The sequence below is a fragment of the Levilactobacillus parabrevis genome (assembly GCF_044051715.1).
GTDB classification, from domain to species: Bacteria; Bacillota; Bacilli; order Lactobacillales; family Lactobacillaceae; genus Levilactobacillus; species Levilactobacillus parabrevis.
On record NZ_CP168688.1, the window covers coordinates 304,757 to 323,038 of the forward strand.

16 protein-coding genes are annotated in these 18,282 nt (G+C 50.9%); 12 read left to right on the forward strand and 4 right to left on the reverse strand.

What is annotated here, in order from left to right; genetic code table 11:
* Positions 1 to 138: 138 nt before the first annotated feature.
* From ACEPSU_RS01525 to ACEPSU_RS01535, 3 genes are all read left to right on the forward strand, one after another.
* The gene (locus ACEPSU_RS01525) at positions 139 to 804 is read left to right on the forward strand and encodes a TetR/AcrR family transcriptional regulator (protein ID WP_395322376.1); all 666 of its coding nucleotides are present in this window, start codon (positions 139 to 141) and stop codon (positions 802 to 804) included.
* The gene (gene lepA / locus ACEPSU_RS01530) at positions 794 to 2,590 is read left to right on the forward strand and encodes a translation elongation factor 4 (protein WP_395322378.1); all 1,797 of its coding nucleotides are present in this window, start codon (positions 794 to 796) and stop codon (positions 2,588 to 2,590) included. The genes ACEPSU_RS01525 and lepA overlap by 11 nt, the downstream gene beginning before the upstream one ends.
* 93 nt (positions 2,591 to 2,683) lie before the next feature.
* A complete protein-coding gene (locus tag ACEPSU_RS01535) occupies positions 2,684 to 2,866 on the forward strand; it encodes a hypothetical protein (protein WP_395322380.1) in 183 nt (60 codons plus the stop codon).
* Between the two features lie 67 nt (positions 2,867 to 2,933).
* On the opposite strand, the gene ACEPSU_RS01540 is transcribed toward ACEPSU_RS01535, so the two are convergent.
* Complete coding sequence (locus ACEPSU_RS01540) at positions 2,934 to 3,392, reverse strand: NUDIX hydrolase (RefSeq protein WP_395322382.1); 459 nt, start codon at positions 3,390 to 3,392, stop codon at positions 2,934 to 2,936.
* 115 nt (positions 3,393 to 3,507) lie between these two features.
* Here ACEPSU_RS01540 and ACEPSU_RS01545 point away from each other — a divergent pair, with 115 nt between their 5' ends.
* On the forward strand, positions 3,508 to 3,957 hold the full coding sequence (locus ACEPSU_RS01545) for a helix-turn-helix domain-containing protein (protein WP_033388939.1): 450 nt from the start codon (positions 3,508 to 3,510) through the stop codon (positions 3,955 to 3,957).
* Positions 3,954 to 4,553, forward strand: coding sequence for a Fic/DOC family protein (locus tag ACEPSU_RS01550; RefSeq protein ID WP_395322384.1), 600 nt, complete (start codon positions 3,954 to 3,956; stop codon positions 4,551 to 4,553). Before ACEPSU_RS01545 ends, ACEPSU_RS01550 begins: the two co-directional genes overlap by 4 nt.
* 135 nt (positions 4,554 to 4,688) lie before the next feature.
* On the opposite strand, the gene ACEPSU_RS01555 is transcribed toward ACEPSU_RS01550, so the two are convergent.
* Positions 4,689 to 5,225 (reverse strand): phenolic acid decarboxylase, encoded by a 537-nt coding sequence (locus tag ACEPSU_RS01555; protein WP_020089966.1) that lies wholly within the window; start codon positions 5,223 to 5,225, stop codon positions 4,689 to 4,691.
* A 176-nt stretch (positions 5,226 to 5,401) separates the two neighbouring features.
* On the opposite strand from ACEPSU_RS01555, the gene ACEPSU_RS01560 reads away from it, so the two are divergent.
* Positions 5,402 to 5,938: a PadR family transcriptional regulator gene (locus tag ACEPSU_RS01560; RefSeq protein ID WP_395323122.1), complete on the forward strand. Its 537-nt coding sequence runs from the start codon at positions 5,402 to 5,404 to the stop codon at positions 5,936 to 5,938.
* A gap of 144 nt (positions 5,939 to 6,082) precedes the next feature.
* Here ACEPSU_RS01560 and ACEPSU_RS01565 read toward each other — a convergent pair whose 3' ends face one another.
* Positions 6,083 to 7,759, reverse strand: coding sequence for a glycoside hydrolase family 13 protein (locus tag ACEPSU_RS01565; protein WP_260338993.1), 1,677 nt, complete (start codon positions 7,757 to 7,759; stop codon positions 6,083 to 6,085).
* A 54-nt stretch (positions 7,760 to 7,813) separates the two neighbouring features.
* Positions 7,814 to 9,205 (reverse strand): SLC45 family MFS transporter, encoded by a 1,392-nt coding sequence (locus tag ACEPSU_RS01570; protein ID WP_395322387.1) that lies wholly within the window; start codon positions 9,203 to 9,205, stop codon positions 7,814 to 7,816.
* A 238-nt stretch (positions 9,206 to 9,443) separates the two neighbouring features.
* Here ACEPSU_RS01570 and ACEPSU_RS01575 point away from each other — a divergent pair, with 238 nt between their 5' ends.
* The 6 genes from ACEPSU_RS01575 (at position 9,444) to ACEPSU_RS01600 (ending at position 18,199) form a co-directional block, all read left to right on the forward strand.
* Positions 9,444 to 10,436, forward strand: coding sequence for a LacI family DNA-binding transcriptional regulator (locus ACEPSU_RS01575; RefSeq protein WP_395322389.1), 993 nt, complete (start codon positions 9,444 to 9,446; stop codon positions 10,434 to 10,436).
* Positions 10,437 to 11,083: 647 nt separating this feature from the next.
* Positions 11,084 to 12,469, forward strand: coding sequence for an MFS transporter (locus ACEPSU_RS01580; protein WP_020089971.1), 1,386 nt, complete (start codon positions 11,084 to 11,086; stop codon positions 12,467 to 12,469).
* A complete protein-coding gene (locus ACEPSU_RS01585; protein ID WP_395322391.1) occupies positions 12,456 to 13,310 on the forward strand; it encodes an alpha/beta hydrolase in 855 nt (284 codons plus the stop codon). The genes ACEPSU_RS01580 and ACEPSU_RS01585 overlap by 14 nt, the downstream gene beginning before the upstream one ends.
* A gap of 26 nt (positions 13,311 to 13,336) precedes the next feature.
* Complete coding sequence (locus tag ACEPSU_RS01590; RefSeq protein WP_020089973.1) at positions 13,337 to 14,389, forward strand: alpha/beta hydrolase fold domain-containing protein; 1,053 nt, start codon at positions 13,337 to 13,339, stop codon at positions 14,387 to 14,389.
* A gap of 28 nt (positions 14,390 to 14,417) precedes the next feature.
* On the forward strand, positions 14,418 to 16,622 hold the full coding sequence (locus tag ACEPSU_RS01595; protein ID WP_020089974.1) for a glycoside hydrolase family 65 protein: 2,205 nt from the start codon (positions 14,418 to 14,420) through the stop codon (positions 16,620 to 16,622).
* A 503-nt stretch (positions 16,623 to 17,125) separates the two neighbouring features.
* Entirely contained in the window at positions 17,126 to 18,199 is a 1,074-nt protein-coding gene (locus ACEPSU_RS01600; RefSeq protein WP_395322394.1) for a PfkB family carbohydrate kinase, read from the forward strand.
* Positions 18,200 to 18,282 lie beyond the last annotated feature (83 nt).

Here is an 18,282-nt window from a genome sequence, read left to right on the forward strand (position 1 = left end):
CGATAATATTATTATACTCTAAATGATTGGTCGACGAGACATTAATTTGATGAATCAATTGACAATTCTCAGAAAAAGGCTAGCATATTAAAAATGACCACCAGTCAATTTTGGAAGAATTCAACGGAGGTGTTTCAGATGGCCAATGTCTTAACGCCCACACAGAAGACGGCCAGGGCTCGGCGTATTGCCACGGCAGCCTGGCAACTCTTTCAGACGCACGCGTTTAGCGAGATCTCAATGGCAATGATTGCCCGGCAGGCCGGCGTTGCCAAGGGGACGCTATTCAATTATTACCAGACCAAGGAAAGTATCTTCATGACGCTTTTGCTGGAGGGGTATCGGGATTATTTTCGGCAATTGACCACTCGTTTGGCAGCCGAACCACAGATGACGTCGGCCCAGGTGAAGGCGTATCTGTTGGCCGAGACCAAGACGCTCATCACCCAACATGCGACGCTCGTGCGGCTGAATGCCTTACGGGGACCGGTGCTAGAAGCGCACGCCGACCGCGCGCGGACTGTGGCAGGTCGCCGCGACCTGTACGCCGTGAACGTCCAGTTGGGGGAGGTGTTGGCCACCAAGCTTCCGGGACTTGACGCCCAAGTGGCGGCCCACCTCTTTGTGATTCAGAGTGCCGTCATCAGTGGTTTGATGAACCTTTCTGGTTTAGATCATTTTAAGCAAACAACACTATCAGCCGACTTTCCGGCATTTCAAATCAACCTCGAAGTGGAGGCCCAGCAGACGTTTGGCTTCTACCTCGATGGAATCTTTAAGGAGGAATTCACCCGTGAATCCTAGTCATATCAGAAATTTTGCCATCATTGCCCACATCGACCACGGGAAATCCACGTTGGCCGATCGTATTATGGAACAGACCCAGACCGTCAACGACCGTGACAGTAAGGCCCAGTTGCTCGATGACCTAGCCGTTGAGCAGGCCCACGGGGTCACCGTCAAATCGCGGACGGTGCGGAACTACTACCACGCCGATGACGGTCAGGAGTATGAATATAACTTTATCGACACCCCGGGCCACGTCGATTTTGCCTATGAAGTATCGAAGAGTCTGGCCGCTAGCGACGGGGCGATTCTGCTGGTCGATGCCACGCAGGGGGTCCAGGCCCAGACCGTGGCCAACTTGCGGCTTGCGCAGGCCAACCACCTGGTCGTGATTCCCGTGATCAACAAGATTGATGCCGCCGCAGCCGATGTCGCACGCACTGCCGAGCAGATCCGCGCGCTATCGCCAGAGTTTGCGGATGCGACCATGTTGAAAATCTCGGCGAAGACCGGTCTCAACGTGCACGATGTTTTGGAGGCAATCCACACCACGATTCCGGCACCGACGGGGGATGCTAAGCAACCACTCAAGGCTTTGGTCTTTGATTCCCAGTACGATGCGTTCAAGGGCATCATCGCCTATGTGCGACTGCTGGATGGCACCTTGCAGGCGAACGACCAGTTGCTGTTGATGGCTAACCAGCAGACCGTTAGCGCCAATGAAATCGGCATTTTTGCACCACAACGGGTAGCGACTAAGCAGCTCGGTGTGGGGGATGTTGGTTACGTGGTGACGGGACTGAAAGATCCCCAGGCCTTGCGCGTTGGCGATACGCTGACGACGGCCACCAATCCAACCGCCACGGCTTTGCCAGGGTACCAGCCCGCCCAGTCGATGGTCTTTGCTGGCTTCTATCCCCAGGGGGACCACTACCACGATCTTCAGTTGGCGGTGGAAAAGTTAGCGCTGAATGATACCTCGTTTCACTATCACGCCGAGAATTCCGAGGCCCTCGGTGCGGGCTTCCGTTGCGGTTTCTTAGGTATCTTTCACCTGCAGATCATCCGCGAACGTCTACATGATGAATACGGGTTGGATGTCCTGACAACGGCGCCTAACGTCACGTATCACGTGCATTTGAAGAATCAGGATGAGCCGGTCATCGTGGACAATCCGATTAAATTTCCCGACTATTCGCAGGTCGATTACGTCGAGGAACCATTGGCGACAGCGACCATCACTACGACCAATGAGAGCCTGGGCGCCGTGATGAAATTGGCCGACCAGCATAAGGGGACGTTACAGGATATGAGTAATCAGGGGGATTTGGTCGTTCTGAACTACGAGTTGCCATTTGCCGAAATTGCCTACGACTTCTTCAATGCGTTGAAGTCGGTTTCTCACGGCTACGCGACGCTGACGACCGACTTGGCCGGCTACGATATTGCCGATGTGGTCAAGCTGGAAGTTCACGTCAATTACGCCCGGGTGGACGCGCTATCCTTCGTGGTTCACCGTGAGGACGCACCTCGCGTGGCACAGGAGTTGGTCCACAAGCTAAAGTTCGTGATTCCCCGGAAACTCTACCCAATGCCGGTCCAATCCGTCGTCGAGGGGAAGGCGTTGGCCAGAGTGGACGTACCACCATTACGGAAGAATGCAGCGGTCAGTGGCGACAAGAAGAGTGCATCGAAGAAACAAGCCCTGTTACGTCGTCAGAGCGTGAATAAGCGGCAGGCGGCTCATAGTGATATTGAGCTACCTCAAGAAGTCTTCAATGCCGTCTTGGACTTAGAAAAGTAAGGACTTTCGCCGAACCAAGCCCAGTATCTAGCCCCCCAATATCGCTTGAAATATGGTAGCTTATGGCTAATCAATTTCAAGGGAGGTGGCAGCATGTGGTTTCACTTCAATCGCCGATTCTACCGCACCGTGTCATTCTGGTTGGGCATCCTCTGCGTGCTAGCCGAGGTCAGTATCTGGCACTATGACACGATCTCCACGCGTTCGGTGGGCTTCGGGACGGGAGCGTTCCTAATCTTGGTGAGCCTGGGTTGGGATACGAAAGAGCATAAATAAGCGGAACCGTGAGTTTTTGCGGTCCCGCTTATTTTGGATTGACTACTGAAACTAGCAGAAGGTTGTTTTATTTTTGGGCAAAGTAGTCGCGCCCCGCCGCCAACATGTCTGCCGTTTGTTGGTTCAATAAGGGTGGTAGGTTGTCGAAGGGGAAATACTTCAGGTCTAGCGTCTCGTCGGATTCTTCACGCAGCGTGTGTCCGCCGACCTGTTTAACCAAGTAAAGCCGTGAGATCACTTGCGTTTCGTCACCGTTGGGATAGATCGTAAAACCTTGATCGAACAGCCCTAGTGGTTGAACGATCTCGACGTCGATACCGGCGTCTTCCTTGTACTCGCGGACGCAAGCCTGGTCGAAGGTTTCGCCATATTCGAGGTAGCCGCCGGGCAAGCTCCAGTTGTGGGTGTCGGTTCGCAGGTTGAGTAGCACTTCCTGCCGGTCATTGACCAAGATAGCGCCGGCAGCGTTGAGAATCAATGGTCGGTGACCAACTAAGCCACGGATTTCTTGAATATAATTTGCCATGAATGGATGACCTACTTTCTATCGGATTAAGTCCTAGTATGCCACAAAATGAGGGAGGGTGCTTTATTAGGTGAAGCTACCCTTAAAGGGTATACTGACGATTGAGGTGAGGACTATGACTAGGACAGCTGCAACCCTTAAATTTATTCGTCGGCATTATCACATCAGTCAGCAGGAATTAGCAACGTTATTGAATGCTTCGCCACGCACAGTCCAGCACTGGGAACAAGGCGATTATGCCCCTAGTGGAACCGCAGTAAAATTAATTCAACTTTTAGCAAAAAATGACGCTGTTTTTACGGAGTTAGTAGGTATGAAAGGAGATGAAGGAATTATGTATTTAGATCATAACGATCAAGAGCTGACAATCCTGGGTGTGGCCTTTCGCAACGAACGGGAATATCGGGCCACTTTAAATGCGGTGGTAAATAACATGTATGAAGGGTTTGAGCCAACAGTGGCTGATATTAAACTGCTGAGAGAAATGGATAATCGTGATGAGCCAATGACAACGCAAGAAATTCTGAATTGGATTGACGCACGGGATGCTGTGTCTGATCAATGAAAAGGTGGGAGGACTATCTGCAGCCCAATGGGACACTGAGAAACAAATGGCATATTACCGATGATGATCGTTTGCAGACGCTGGAATATTTGGTTAGTGCACGACAGCAGAAGTTTTTGGAACAAAATGATTTCATCCTTCCAGATGGTTACCAACTCATGGGCGTGGACGTTACGGAGTTAAAGCGGATCAATCGTTTCTTGTTGGGTGACATCTACGATTGGGCTGGGGAATACCGCGAAGTGGATTTTACTAAATCTAGTGACGGTGTTGTGACCCACTTCCATCCAGTCATCCTGTTTGGGAATGCCGAGTGGGATATTCAGCGGCAACTGAATGACTATGTCAAGCTGAGTCGCGACCAGGACGTGGTAGCAACAACCCTGGGAGAATTGATAACGGCAATTAATATGTTTCACCCGTTTCGTGAGGGGAATGGCCGGACTCTCCGAATCTTCTTAGCAGTTCTGGTGCAGCAAAAGGGCTATCGTTTGCAATTGACCGCCAGTCAACAGGCCGAGTACATGGCTACCAGTGTAGCGGATTCGGCAACGCAGATGACTGCAGTACTGCGGTCCGCACTTTTAGAGAATTAGAAAGGCTAGCTCCTTATCTGACAAAAAATCGGTGACCGCCAATTCCATTAGGAGTGGTGGTCACCGATTTTCTAGATTACTTGTGTTAGATTTCAAATGGATTTAACAGCCGCAGGCAACAACGTTGTTTTGTAATTACTTGTTGATCCGCTTATAGTTTGCGTCGAAGTACTTGCCGGCACGGATGTCGTCTGGCAAGCTAGCGTAAGGGGCCTCGCTGATGACATCTTCGTTATTTTGGCCAGCATCGCCCATGTAGGTGATTTTGGCAAATTCAGGAACGACTAGCTTAGGGTAAGTGTCGTACTTTTCCCGAGCAGCTTCCATCACGTCAATGTGTTCGTTTTGGTAAGTCACGGTGATTTCGGGATGGTCTTGAACCCACTTAGGGAAGAAGATGGTCCCGTTCAGCTTGCCCTCGTTAGGAACGAAGTCCAAAGCCACATCGGTCCCGGTTGGTTCCGTCCAGGCCACCTTGTAGATGCCGGGAACCAGCATGACGATATTGGCTTCTTGATCCGTCACCCAACGGCCAGCGACCATACCGCCGTGGATTCGGTAGTCAACGGTGTGGTCGTTTTTGGCGTACCATTCGTATTCCCAGCCGTTATCGTAAGTGTAGATAAAGTGGGTGCCTAAAAAGTCATCTAAAGTTTTAAATTCTTTGGTCATAAGTTGTGTGCTCCTTCTATTCTGCCTAAGAAAACATGTAATTAATTACATGTTTTAATTTACTTGATTAGTGTAGTCAGAAATCACGTCTTTGTCAACAATTTTTCTTGCAGTTTTGGGCTTAAACTGTTTCAATAAAGGTAAATAACCGCGTGAAATCAAGGGGGATGCCAACTATCGGACAACGTAATCGACTACAATATATTATTTTAGGTTTGCTGAACCAGCGTCCACAGACCGGGTATGACTTGGCGAAGGCCTTTGAAAATGAAATTGGTGAATTTTGGCAGGCCCAGCACAGTCAGATCTATCCCATGCTGAAACGACTGGAAGCCGCCGGCGAGATCAGCCACGAAGATACGGTGACCGGAGAAAAGTTGGCCAAGAAGCAGTACACGCTGACGGCGGCGGGCCGGGAGAAATTGGTGGCTTGGGTCAGCCAACCTTCACCGGAGCTGACGCCCAGCAAGGACGAATTTATTCTGAAACTCTACTTCATCAAGATGGCTAGCGACCCGCGGATTCAACCGATGTTGCGGGAGCAGTATCAACTCCATCAATCACAGTTACACCACCTTCAGCAGCGTCAGGAGACGGTCTTTCCCAATCAGACAGCGATTGACCAGGCCTACGGGCACTACCTGATTCTGGACCATGCGATTGAGCGCGAGAGTCATTACGTGGAGTGGTTGGCACAGTATTTGGAAAAGTAAGCTTAGCTAAAAAGCACCGTCTCACCCAGGTAGTTACCCGAGTGAGGCGGTGCTTTTGGTGACGGCTCAATGCAAATATGGTCGTCATCAGTGTTAGATTCCAGCGTGAACGTGCTCGCAGTCACGGCCACGAAGAAAAATAGGTTAATTGAAGCGGTAAACCTTAGTTTCGTAAGGTCGTAGCGTGGTTCCCAAATCATCGCTGTAGTTGCCGATTAACTCCTGGTCCGCTTGGTCTTGGAGGTAGTCGCGAGTGACCGTCTGATCGGTAAAGTTACTGATGACCAGGAGCGTCTGGCCCTGGTAGTGCCGGCGGTAGGCGAAGACCTGGTCGTCGTCTGGGTCAATCTCTTCGTAAGACCCGTGAACGATGAGCGCGTTGTTGTGGCGCAGGGCAATTAGTCGTTGATAGTAGCTAAAGACGGAGTCCGGCTGGCCAACTTCGACCGCGGCGTTGATCTTGGTATAGTTTGGATTCAAAGCGAACCACGGCTTGGCCTGAGAGAACCCGGCGTTGGTTGAATCGTCCCATTGCATTGGTGTCCGGGCATTGTCCCGAGACATATTGGCCAGGTACTTCAGCATAGTTGGTCCGTCCACGGCCTTTTCTTGGTCGACGAGTTGATGGTAGGCGTTGATACTTTCCAAGTCCTCGTATTGGTCGAGACGTGTGTAGTGGACGTTGGTTTCGCCAAGCTCTTCCCCTTCGTAAACGTAAGGGGTGCCTTGGAGCATGTGTAGCGTCGTTCCCAACATTTTTGCTGATAGCTCGCGGTATTCTGGAGCGTCGTTGCCGAAGCGTGAAATCGTCCGGGGTTGATCGTGGTTGTTCCAGTAAAGACTGTTCCAGCCGCGACCATCTAAGGCCTTCTGCCACCGGGAGAGGGCGGCCTTTAATTCGGTCAGTTTGACCGGCGCATCGTTCCACTTGCCCAGTCGTTTGTCAGGGTTGGGGGCCAACGTGACGTGCTGGAACTGGAAGACCATGTTGAGCTCGTGGGCGTCAAAACCCGTGTAGTTGATGGCGTCTTCTGGTGTTGAGCTTGGCATTTCGCCCACAGTCATCACGTCGTAGTGGGAAAGGACCTGTTCGTTCATTTCCTTGAGATAGTCGTTGAGCTTAGGACCGTCGGCAACGATTGGTTCCACGTTGCCATACAGAGCGCCTGGTGCTTGTGGGGCGTCGGGCAAGCCGGCTGGTTTGGAGATCAGGTTGATGACGTCCATCCGGAAGCCATCGACCCCTTTATCCAGCCAGAACTTCATGAGGCTGTAGACTTCCTGGCGGACCTTAGGATTTTCCCAGTTCAGATCGGGTTGGCCCGGGGCAAAGAGGTGCAGGTAATACTGCTGACGCTTGGGTTCAAAGGTCCAGGCTGAACCGCTAAAGTAGGAGCCCCAGTTGTTCGGCTCGTGACCATCGACCGGGTCACGCCAGATGTAGTAGTCGGCGTACGGGTTGTCTTTGGATTGGCGACTTTGTTGGAACCAGTCGTGTTGATCGGAAGTGTGGTTGACGACCAAGTCCATCAGGATCTTTAACCCTTGCTGGTGTGCGGATGCCAGCAGGTGGTCGAACTCGGCCATGGTGCCGTACACATCCTGAATGTGGCGGTAATCACTGATGTCGTAACCGTTATCCTTGTCGGGGGATTTGTAAATTGGATTGAGCCAGATCACATCGGCCCCCAACTTCTTAATGTATGGTAAGCGTTGAGTGAGACCAGGGAGATCGCCGATACCATCATTATTGCTATCTTGAAAACTACGTGGGTAAACTTGATAAACGACGGCGTTTTTCCACCATTGAGTTGTTGCCATAAGTAAAACCTCCTGAAGTTTAAATGAGTGATTTAAATGTTTAACCGTTAAGAATTAATTTGCTGAATTTGCGGATAACTTGGGATGAATGACGCTGACCGATACGGCCCCCAGTAACAGGGCAATGCCGGCGATGACTAGCATACCGGGCATGGATTTGCCAATAGCCGGGAAGATAGCGAAACTGGCGAGGGATGCGATGATTTGGGGAAGGCAGATCCCGCAGTTGAAGAGTCCCAGGTAGGCCCCTTCATTTTTACCGTTGAGGGATTCGGTGAAGAGGGACATGGCTTGTGTCTGCATCGTCAGGTAGCAGATCCCAATCAGACAGAATGGTAGGATCAGCAGCCACTGTGAGTGGATAAAGTAGATCCAGATCATCCCGGCACCACCGAGAACGAGGCTGACACGGAACCAGAATTTCCGTTGGCTGGGCTTAGTGTGTGAGAGAACGGCGAAGCCCCAGACAACGGCGGCCAATGACTGAATGCAGGAGAGAATCCCGAACCAGTTGCCGGCCGCTTGATACCCAGCGGAAGCCGCATTAGCGGTGTGCCAAACGTTGTCGGCGATGGCGCCAGTCCCGTAAGTCCACAGGTATTGAATGGCGAACCAGTCGAAAAGCTGAACGAAGGAAATTTCCCAGAAGGCGCGGGGAGCTGTCTTAACTAAACGCCAGAGACTAGCGGTCTTCTGTTTCGTTTCCGCCTTGACGTGGTGGTAACGGTTGTACGTAGCGGGATCGTATTCTTTGACGGAAACGATCGTGTAAATAGAAGTAAGAAGTAAGATACCGGCGCCAATGTAGAAGGCTAACCGCACGGATAAGGGCACGGTCCCTTTGGCCGCAACGTTAGACACCCCAAACCAGGTTAAGACGAATGGGAAGATTGTGGCCAACACGCCACCCAAGTTGGAGTAGGACTGTTGCCAGGACCACGCGAGGTCCTTCTGGTCTTCGTTGACCATATCGCCAATAATCATTTTGAACGGTTGCATGCAGACGTTAGAGGACAAATCCATGAAGAGAATGGCGATGGCCCCGAATAGCAGGGCGGCCAGTGAGGCGTAACCGAAGCCAAACGACCCGGCATTGGGTAGGAGAATCATGACCAACGCTGCGATAGGTGCCCCGATGATCAGGTAGGGCATCCGCCGACCAAAGCGGTTCCAGGTGACATCGGAGTATTTCCCAATCAAGGGTTGAACCACCATCCCCGCTAATGGGGGTAATAGAAAGAAGAATCCCAGCTTAGTTGGGTCGGCACCGATGGTCTGGAAGATGCGACCCATCTGAGATGACTGAAGGGAAAAGGCCATGTTGACCCCGAAAAAGCCAAATGTCATGGCGAAAATCGTCTTCAAGGGTAATTTGGGGAGTGAGTTGTCGCTGACTGGCGTATCCGGGGCGGCTTGCTCACGTGCTAAGGCTGCGTTTTGAGACATAATAATTCCTCCTAAATAAATGGAATAATAGCAGATGCTCTCAATTTCTCGGCGGTTGAAGTAACCGCTTTCAAAATGAATCTTAGCACTTTACACAAACGTTTGCAATGCCTTTAAACAATAAAGACAAACGTTTGTGCAAAAATAGTCATTTTTACCAGTAATGACTTTGTTATTTCAGACCATTAACGGTAGAATGAGACTTAGGAAGAAAAATAGTGAAAGTGGGGTGGCCGGGATGGCCGCGACAATCAAAGACATTGCGAAGTTAGCGGGCGTTTCACCCGGAACGGTCTCTCGGGTGCTCGCCAATAAAGTGGGCTTCTTCAGTGAACATACCGGAGAAAAAGTGCGGGCAGCCGCCTCAGAGCTCGGTTACCAGAAGAATACGGCCGCTGCAGAGCTCGTCACGCAGCAGAGTAACGTGGTCGCAGCTATCGTGAATTCGACCAAGACTAACTTTGCCAGCCCCATCATTGAAGGGATTCAGGCCGAGGCTCATCGGCATGATCTGAACGTGATTATTTTATATGCCGGGGATGACGATTCGGAGCAACAGCGGCGGGCGTTGACGACGGTAATTGAACGGCCGGTTCGCTCGATTCTTCTATTGTCGGTCAACCTAGCGGCTGAAAATCTAACACTATTGCAAAACTCGCGAATTCCTTTCTGTTTCCTGTCGATTTCCTTCGATGAGATTCAGGTGCCCTACATCACCTCGGATGACTGGCAGGTCGGGTATCAAGCTACCCAGACGTTGCTGAAGCTGGGGCATCAAAATATCGGTCTCGCCGGTGTCGACAGTGATTTTCACACCGGGCGTCAACGCGTTGCCGGTTACCGGCAGGCGATGCAGGAGGCTGGAATTACCGTTCAGCCTGAGTGGATTCAGCTCGGCAATTATAGCTACGCTGCGGGCCAGGCAGCCATGCGGGCGTATGGCGCCAATTCGGGATTGACCGCCATCATTGGCGCCAGTGATATGGCGTCGGTGGGCGTGCTCAATACGGCGCGTAGCCTGGGCTACCGTGTGCCGACTGACCTCTCAATCCTAGCGATTGACGGCACGGAGATCTGTGAATTGGTTCAACCGGCACTATCCAGTATCTCGCAGAACTTCTACGAGATGGGCGTCGCGGGGGTCCAACAACTCTGTGCACCGGGAGAGTTGCCCCAAAAAATTACGCCAATCAAGTTGGTGGAGCGCGACAGTCTCCAGCGCAATAGGTAAGGCTATAGACAGTGTTCGAGGCCAGATCTTAGCGTCATTGGATGCCTAAGTTCACTCGAATTGTTCACTTTGTAGAAGAAATACAGATAGGTTCTATCTTGCCGGGAGTTGATGGTGAGGTGGAACCTTTTGAATATTTGAAGAGGTGTATAGATTAGATTGGTTGACGAGGCCCACCGTAGATCAGGTTTAATGTGACGTGATTGCAGAAACTCACTGGTTCAGTCCCGGCACATGGTAGGGTCAGGAATGTTACGTAGCCGGAGGAGGCCAGGTTGCAAGTCGAGGTGAAATACCGCTCCTCAGGATTTCACCGGTCCCCACAGCAGGCGGAATCCTGGCAGCCGCAGGCGGTGGACTATAACTGAACCCAAAACCAGTAGTCAGGAGCTGAACCAGTGAGTTAGCACGGAAAACTAATGAAGGCCTTCAACTACTAATTGTCCCCCAAAGTCGGTTATGATAGGGACGGTAACTGGGTTTGTTTGTCAGTTTTACTCAACAAAGTGGCTTGGGGGAATGAACTGGTTAGAAAAGGTAAGTACTTAGCCAAAAAGCTGGATTACTGGTAGGCAAAAGGACCGGTATGCTATATATGTAAGCGGTTACAAGGAAAGCACATAAAATCTATGGGGGAGGGTTTCATCATGAGTAAAGTGCAATTATGGAAACAACGATTCTTCTATGGGGCCACCGATATGGCTGGAAACCTGATTTGGCAAATTGTGGGGCTCTACCTGCTGTTCTACTACACGACAGTTATGGGGATTTCACCCGCATTTGTCGGGACCTTGTTCTTCGTTGTTCGAATCATTGATGCCTTTGATGGTGTGGTATATGGATTCTTGATTGACCATACCCATTCAAAGTATGGGAAGGCGCGGCCATACTTCTTATGGTTCGGGATTCCGCTGGGGATCTTAACCATGCTGCTGTTCTTCAATCCATCATTTGGCGGGAACAAGGCCTTCCAACTGGCCTGGATTTCCATTGTCTACACGCTGTTTAGTTTAGTTTATTCCGGGGCGAACACGCCAATCACGGCGATCCTACCAAGCCTGACTAAGGACCCCGATGAACGGACGAACTTAGCCAGTGCCCGGATGGTGATGACCAACATTGGGACGGCCGTTATCGGGGCGATTTCTCTGCCAATGGTTGCGAAATTAGGTGGTAAGAATGCTGAAAAAGGATGGATGATTTGGGGGATTTTCATTGGGTTAGCCATCATTGTCCTCTTCCTGAGTTCTTTCGCCAACTTGCGTGAACAGGATAACATTGCTGAGGACACCGCGGATGCACCGGAAATTAAGGGGCATCTGTCCGTAAAGGAATCCTTGAAGGGTGCCGTTAAGAACAAGCCATGGGTTGCTCTGAGTATTAGTTTCATTCTGTTACAGACCTTCTGGGTAATCCGGATGCAAACGGCCGTCTACTATCTGACCTACGTTTACCGGCGGGCAGATTTGGTTGGGGCCTTCAACGGTTTGGTAATTGTTGCGGTTATCGGGAATATTTCAGTGCCGTTCCTAAGTAAATTTATGAAACACAGAAACGTTATGATTCTGTCATTAATCACCTTCGGTATTGGTGAAGCCATCATGCACTTCAATAGTATCCCGTTACTCTTTGCCGGAAATATTATTGCGTTGGTTGCCATGGGGGCAGCGTTCTCCATTTCCTTCGTTATGATTGCCGACACGGTGGAATACTCACGTTCTGAACTCCGGATCGATGAACCCGGGATCTTGTCCTCAGTACCAATGGTTGGGGCCAAGTTGGGGATGGGCTTCGGTGGCCTGGTCTCCGGTTGGTTACTTTCCTGGGGTGGCTTCCAAGCTACAGCTAAGGTGCAAGGTGCCAAGGCTGTCACGGCGATCAGTACCAGTTTCGTCTGGTTACCAATTGTCCTAGCCTTACTCATCGTGGGTATTCTGTACCTCTTCTACAAGTTGGACGAGGACGAGATTACCTCGGCCAAGGCAGTTAAGGACAAAGAAGTCACTAATAGTAAAGCTAATGAAAACGCGTAAACTGACGTGCGGCACCGTCTATCCGGTGACCGTCACGTACTACCAACCGGCCGCCATTGCTGATTTTCACAATCAGCCGCGGCGGCCTTTGGTCATTCTCTTGCCGGGTGGGGGCTACCAATTCTACTCGGATCGGGAGAATGAGATTATGGCACTGCAGTATTTGGCGCAGGGATTTGCGGTCGCTGTCGTGGCCTATCGCCTGCGTGATGCCCCACCGGTTTTGCCTACGGCGCTGTATCAACTGGCAAATGTCGTTGGTGAGTTTCACCGCCATGCGGCGACTTACGGGATTGATGCCCGTAAGATTTTACTGGCGGGATTCTCCGCTGGCGGACATCTAGCGGCGCTGTACGCCGACTTATGGCCGACGCTGGGGTCAGCGGTGAATGCTGATCCAGACGTTTTGGCGGTCAGCGCCTTGATGCTGGCGTATCCGGTGATTGGTTTGCGGTTGGGCTGGCCAACCAGCGAGGCTGAGTTGCAAGAGGTTACGGCCGGCTGGACCCAGCACGAAGCCGACCTACTGGTTACGCCACAGAACCCGCCGACCTTCATCTGGGCCACACGTGAGGATGAGCTCGTGCCAATCACCAATACGCAGCATTACGTGGCGGCGTTGCGTGAGCAGCAAATCCCGGTGACTGAGATTATTTATCCGCACGGTCCGCATGGTATGAGTCTTGCGCGGGCAGTGACGGCATTTCCAAGAAGTTTTGATTCCCGCGACCTGGCCTTTGGGGAGCACTTTATTCGACCAGACGTTGCGGGGTGGTTCCCCCGTCACCTGAATTGGTTGGCGGCAAGGTGGAACCTCACGGAATTTTGGCTTCAGCAATAATGTAGCTAACGAGAGGGGTAATCGACATGTTGAATGATACAACAACAAAGCAGTCCTTGGGGTATGCGGACGAGCTGAAACGACTGGCAAAGATGAAAGCAACTGGTGTAGAAGACGGGGTAACCCTGTGGAACAAGGAACGGGACCCAGCCCACACCTACGAGCCATTAGTCTGGGAAACGGTGGCCGAGATCGAAGAAAATCCACAGTTGCCGACCGATTTGTTTAGTCTACGGCAGGGAACCGAAACGACCGGGCAAAAGGATCTGACCAGCGTTGACATGAAGATTGAGATGCAACAGATTGTGGCCATGAATCGGCGGGTTCGGGTCATCCGGATTGCGCGGATGGATCACCTAACCGCGGATAAAGCCTTGATTTATTTCCACGGGGGCGCCTACTATGGTGGGACGCCGGAAGATGTCTTACTGGCGTTGAAGTACGTGGCAGAACAAGCAAACTGCGTGGTCTACAACGTGGATTACGCACTGGCGCCGGAACAACCTTATCCGGCCGCCATTCTCGATGGGTTGGCCGTGGTTGCCGCCATGACCAAGGACTACCACCACATTTCACTGGGTGGTGATTCTGCTGGAGGCTCGATTGCTTTGGGGGTTAGCCAGCTCTGCAAGTCCATGGGGATCTGCACGATTGACTCGCATTTGCTCTTCTACCCGACTGTGATCCAGGGCTCCGATCTGGGTGGGCCACTCTGGGACGATGATAGTATTGACATCGTTCCTGAACAGCGGGATGCTTTACACAGAAGCTACCAGTTGTTTGAGCAGCTCGATGAAATCATGAGTGGCTATTATGTGGCGGATCAGCCGTTGGATCTGACGTCACCGCTACTGTCACCACTTCTGGCCGATCCACAGACGTTCAAGAAGACCACGCTGCTGGTGGGTGAATACGATCCATTCCGTCTGCAGGGTGAAGCCTTCATCAATCAGGTCGGCCGAGCCAATGGCGATGCCAACTACCTGCGTTATGGTGGGATTAGCCATGCGTTCCTGAATTTCACGGGGAACGTGCCAGCAGTTCAAGATGCTCTGCGTTCGGCAGCAAAATTAATCTGAGTTTAGAATTTAATTGGGGGAGATTATTGTGACTTTACGCGACTATCATTTAACTTTACGCGACGTTTCGGACCAGCAACCGGAATATTTAGAGACCGTATTTTCGCTGGGAAACGGGCACTTTGGCGTCCGAGCTAATGATCCCATCAGTGGAAATCCCATTGCGGGGACCTTGATCAACGGCTTTTATGAAACCGCCCCCATCACTTATGGGGAAGCGGGGGTCGGCTACGCTAAGCGGCACCAGACGATTTTAAACTTACCGGATTTGCGGCACATTCACGTGTCGACCAGTTCTGGCCACCAGTTTACACACAGTAAGCGAACGGCGGTGGACCTCGACCTCGGTACTGGGGAGCTAGTGGAACACTATCAGATCAGCACCGATCAGGGTGAAACAATCATGATGGGAGTTAAATCGGTGATTGGCCAGGAACAGACCAGCATGTGGAGTGCGGAATATACCTTCACGGCGGGCAACTATGCTGGTGGCCTGCTGGTCAGTAAATCAATTGCGGTACCTGCCGAAGCCGAAGCTATTATGTCAGCGGATCCCCGGAAAACCCGGATGGCGGGCTTGCCCATTTGCGAAACGGAATTCGTAACGCAGGACTTGCAACGCTATCACGTAAAGACTCGGCTGACGAAACAAGCAGTGACGATGTACCTGGGGATTCTACTCCCCCACGGCCAATTGCTTCAGCAGCCACTGGACTTGAGTGATGAACAACCTCATAGCCTGGAGTATGCGGTGTACGTGGGAACGGTCGGTAAGCACAATACGATTGATCCAGCCGCTATGTTTATGGCGAGTTCACTTGCGTCACTGACGGATGACAGTCAGACGTTCTGGCAAGGGGTATGGAACCGAAGTGAAGTGAGCGTGGGTGGCAACGACGAGCTGGATCTCGCGATTCACTACAATATTTTCCAACTAAATCAGGCTGCCGGGCGTGATGGCCGCACCAATATTTCTGCTAAGGGACTGAGCGGTGCCGGGTACGAGGGCCACTACTTCTGGGATACTGAGATGTATATGCTGCCGTACTTCACCTATACCAATCAGCAGATGGCACGGCAACTGCTGGTCTATCGTTATCAAACGTTGCCGAAGGCCCGGGAACGTGCGCGGGCCTTGGGGGTTGACCAAGGGGCATTGTTCGCTTGGCGGACGATCAATGGTGAAGAGGCCTCAGCCTACTTCCCAGCTGGTACGGCGCAGTACCACATTGATGCCGACATTGCTTATGCGGTCGGTAAGTACTTTGAAATCACACGGGACTTGGACTTTGTCATCCAGTGTGGGTTTGAAATGGTGCTGGAAACCGCGCGTTTCTGGGAAAACTTCGGGTCCTGGCGGCAAGTTGGGGATGACTGTCGCTTTGAATTCCACACGGTTACGGGTCCCGACGAATATACCGCGTTAGTCAACAATAATTACTACACCAACCGATTGGCCAAGCACAATTTTGAATTAGTTGTTGAGTTGGCCCATCAGATGATGAAACGCTCACCACAACTATTGTCGAAGTTTGGCATGAGTGAGACTGATTTAGATGTTTATCAAAACTTGGCCGATCACGTCTACCTGCCATACAGTAACGAATTGGAAATCAACGAGCAGGATGACAGCTTCCTGGATAAGCCCCGCTGGCCAGCGGAAAAGTCCACGCCGGATAACTTCCCACTGTTATTGCATTATCACCCATTGACGATCTACCGGTATCAGGTGGCAAAGCAAGCCGATACGTTGCTGGCGGACTACTTGTTCCCAGAAGACCTTTCGGCAGATCAGTTAAAACGCGAATACCGTTATTATGAAGGAGTGACGACCCACGATTCGTCACTGTCGCGGTCGATCTTTAGTATTCTGGCGGCACGGATGGGCGATACTGAAAAGGCCTACCGGTACTTCATGGATACGGCGCGGATGGACTTGGTCAATTTGCAAAAGAACACCGCGGACGGCCTGCATTTGGCTAACCTTGGCGGAAGCTGGTTGGCACTGGTGGCTGGATTCTCCGGCTTCTACGTGCAGGACGAGGTCGTACACTTTGCCAACCACTTACCGGCAGAGCTGAGCCGGCTGACTTACCGGATGAAGATTGCCGAGAGTGTCTTGGAGATTGACCTGACGGCGGATAACCTGGATGTCACGGTTATCAGTGGGCCGATTCCAACTTACGGCGTCAGCGTTAACGGTGAACTGATTTCTTTAGTAAAGGTTAGCTAGCAGGAGCCGCTAGCTAACAACTATGATTGCGTCGTCTCCGCCTGCTGTGGGGACCGCCTGCAGCCGAAGGACGGGCTTCCGGCTCGGTTTGAAACCTCGCGAAGGTCATGCGAGTTTCCAAACGCGTCCCACGTTGTAAGGCCGGGGAAAAGCATCCCGGTCTAACACCGTCGTCACGGCTGGCTACATCCTGTCATCCTCCGGCTAAGGTGGTGGTTGAACTAGCGGCTTGCTGCTAGCCGTTGTGGCCGTAGAGTTATCCAATTACTCAGTTGTACTATTGTTTGAACAATTAGAAAAAAATGGGAGTCCCAGATATTTGGGGCTCCCTTTCGTATTCAGTTGGGAATTGATGGCTTATTTTTTTACCACTCTGGCGTAGTGTATAATGACAACAGTAGAATTTCGAGAGAACAGTGAGCCATGCGGATAGGTAGTAAGTTGAATGTTCACTTATTAGTAATTAATAAATCAATTATCAAAGTAGATTGGAGATTCGTAGGATGCTCTCACGTGAACAACAGATCCTTGAATGGATTAAGCAAAATCCAATGATTAGTCAAAATGAATTAGCTGAGTTGGCAGGCATCACACGCTCTGGAGTTGCCGCCCATATCTCCAATTTAGTAAAGAAAGGATTTTTACAGGGGAAAGGATACATTGTTTCTCCGGAAAGTTATGTCGCCGTTGTGGGTGGGATTACTTTGGATATTTTTGGGATTCCTAATAGTGAAGTTATCGAGAAAAAGTCGAACACGGGGGTTATTTATTCCGATGTTGGTGGCCTGGGACGCAACACTGCCGTTAACCTAACGAAACTAGCAATTCCAAACTATTTCATCTCCGTGTACGGCCACGATTCAGCGGGCGAGGAATTTAAAAAGGATGCTCTCGAAAAGAATTTGGACATCACATACTCCAAACAAATATCGAGTGTTCCAACGTCACGGTATTTGTATATTAATCAGACCAGTGCTAAGCGAATCTTTGGGGTAGACGATAGTCGGATTCACGATGAAATTACACCAGAATTTTTAAAAGAGCGCCTTAATATTTTGAATAATGCCGAAATGATCGTGGTTGATCCGAACTTACCAGAGGAAACCATTTCTTGGATCTATCAAAACTTTGATCAACCAATATTGGCGGATTCAATTAATAAGTTGAAGCGTCTAAAGCATGGCATTGCGGCACTTGATACACTGGTGCTGAATGCCGATGAGTCCAAGGCAATTACTGACATTGAAATCACGGATTATGATACCGCAAAGGCTTGTGCAGATGAGTTGCTTTCAATGGGGATATCGACGGTATTCATCTATGATGCACAGGTTGGCTTCTTCTATCAGACGAGCCGTGATGCTTTCTATTATCCAGTTACGTTAAAGAAGGTGCTGAATACGAACGGTGTTGGGGCAGCAGCGCTAGCGGCAATCGTGTATGCGCGGCGTGCAAAGCTGGATGATAAGCATACGGCAGAACTTGTTAAGACGGCGGCGGAAGCTACAATGACAACGTACTTGAATATTTTAGATGATATGAGTCCTAGTTTTCTTGAAAATCACGTTGAAAAATAATAGAGATGAAGGGTTAAATCGAAACCAGTCTGGTTCCGGCTTAACCCTTTTTGTGTGGCACATTAAGTGAATTTGTGAACAAA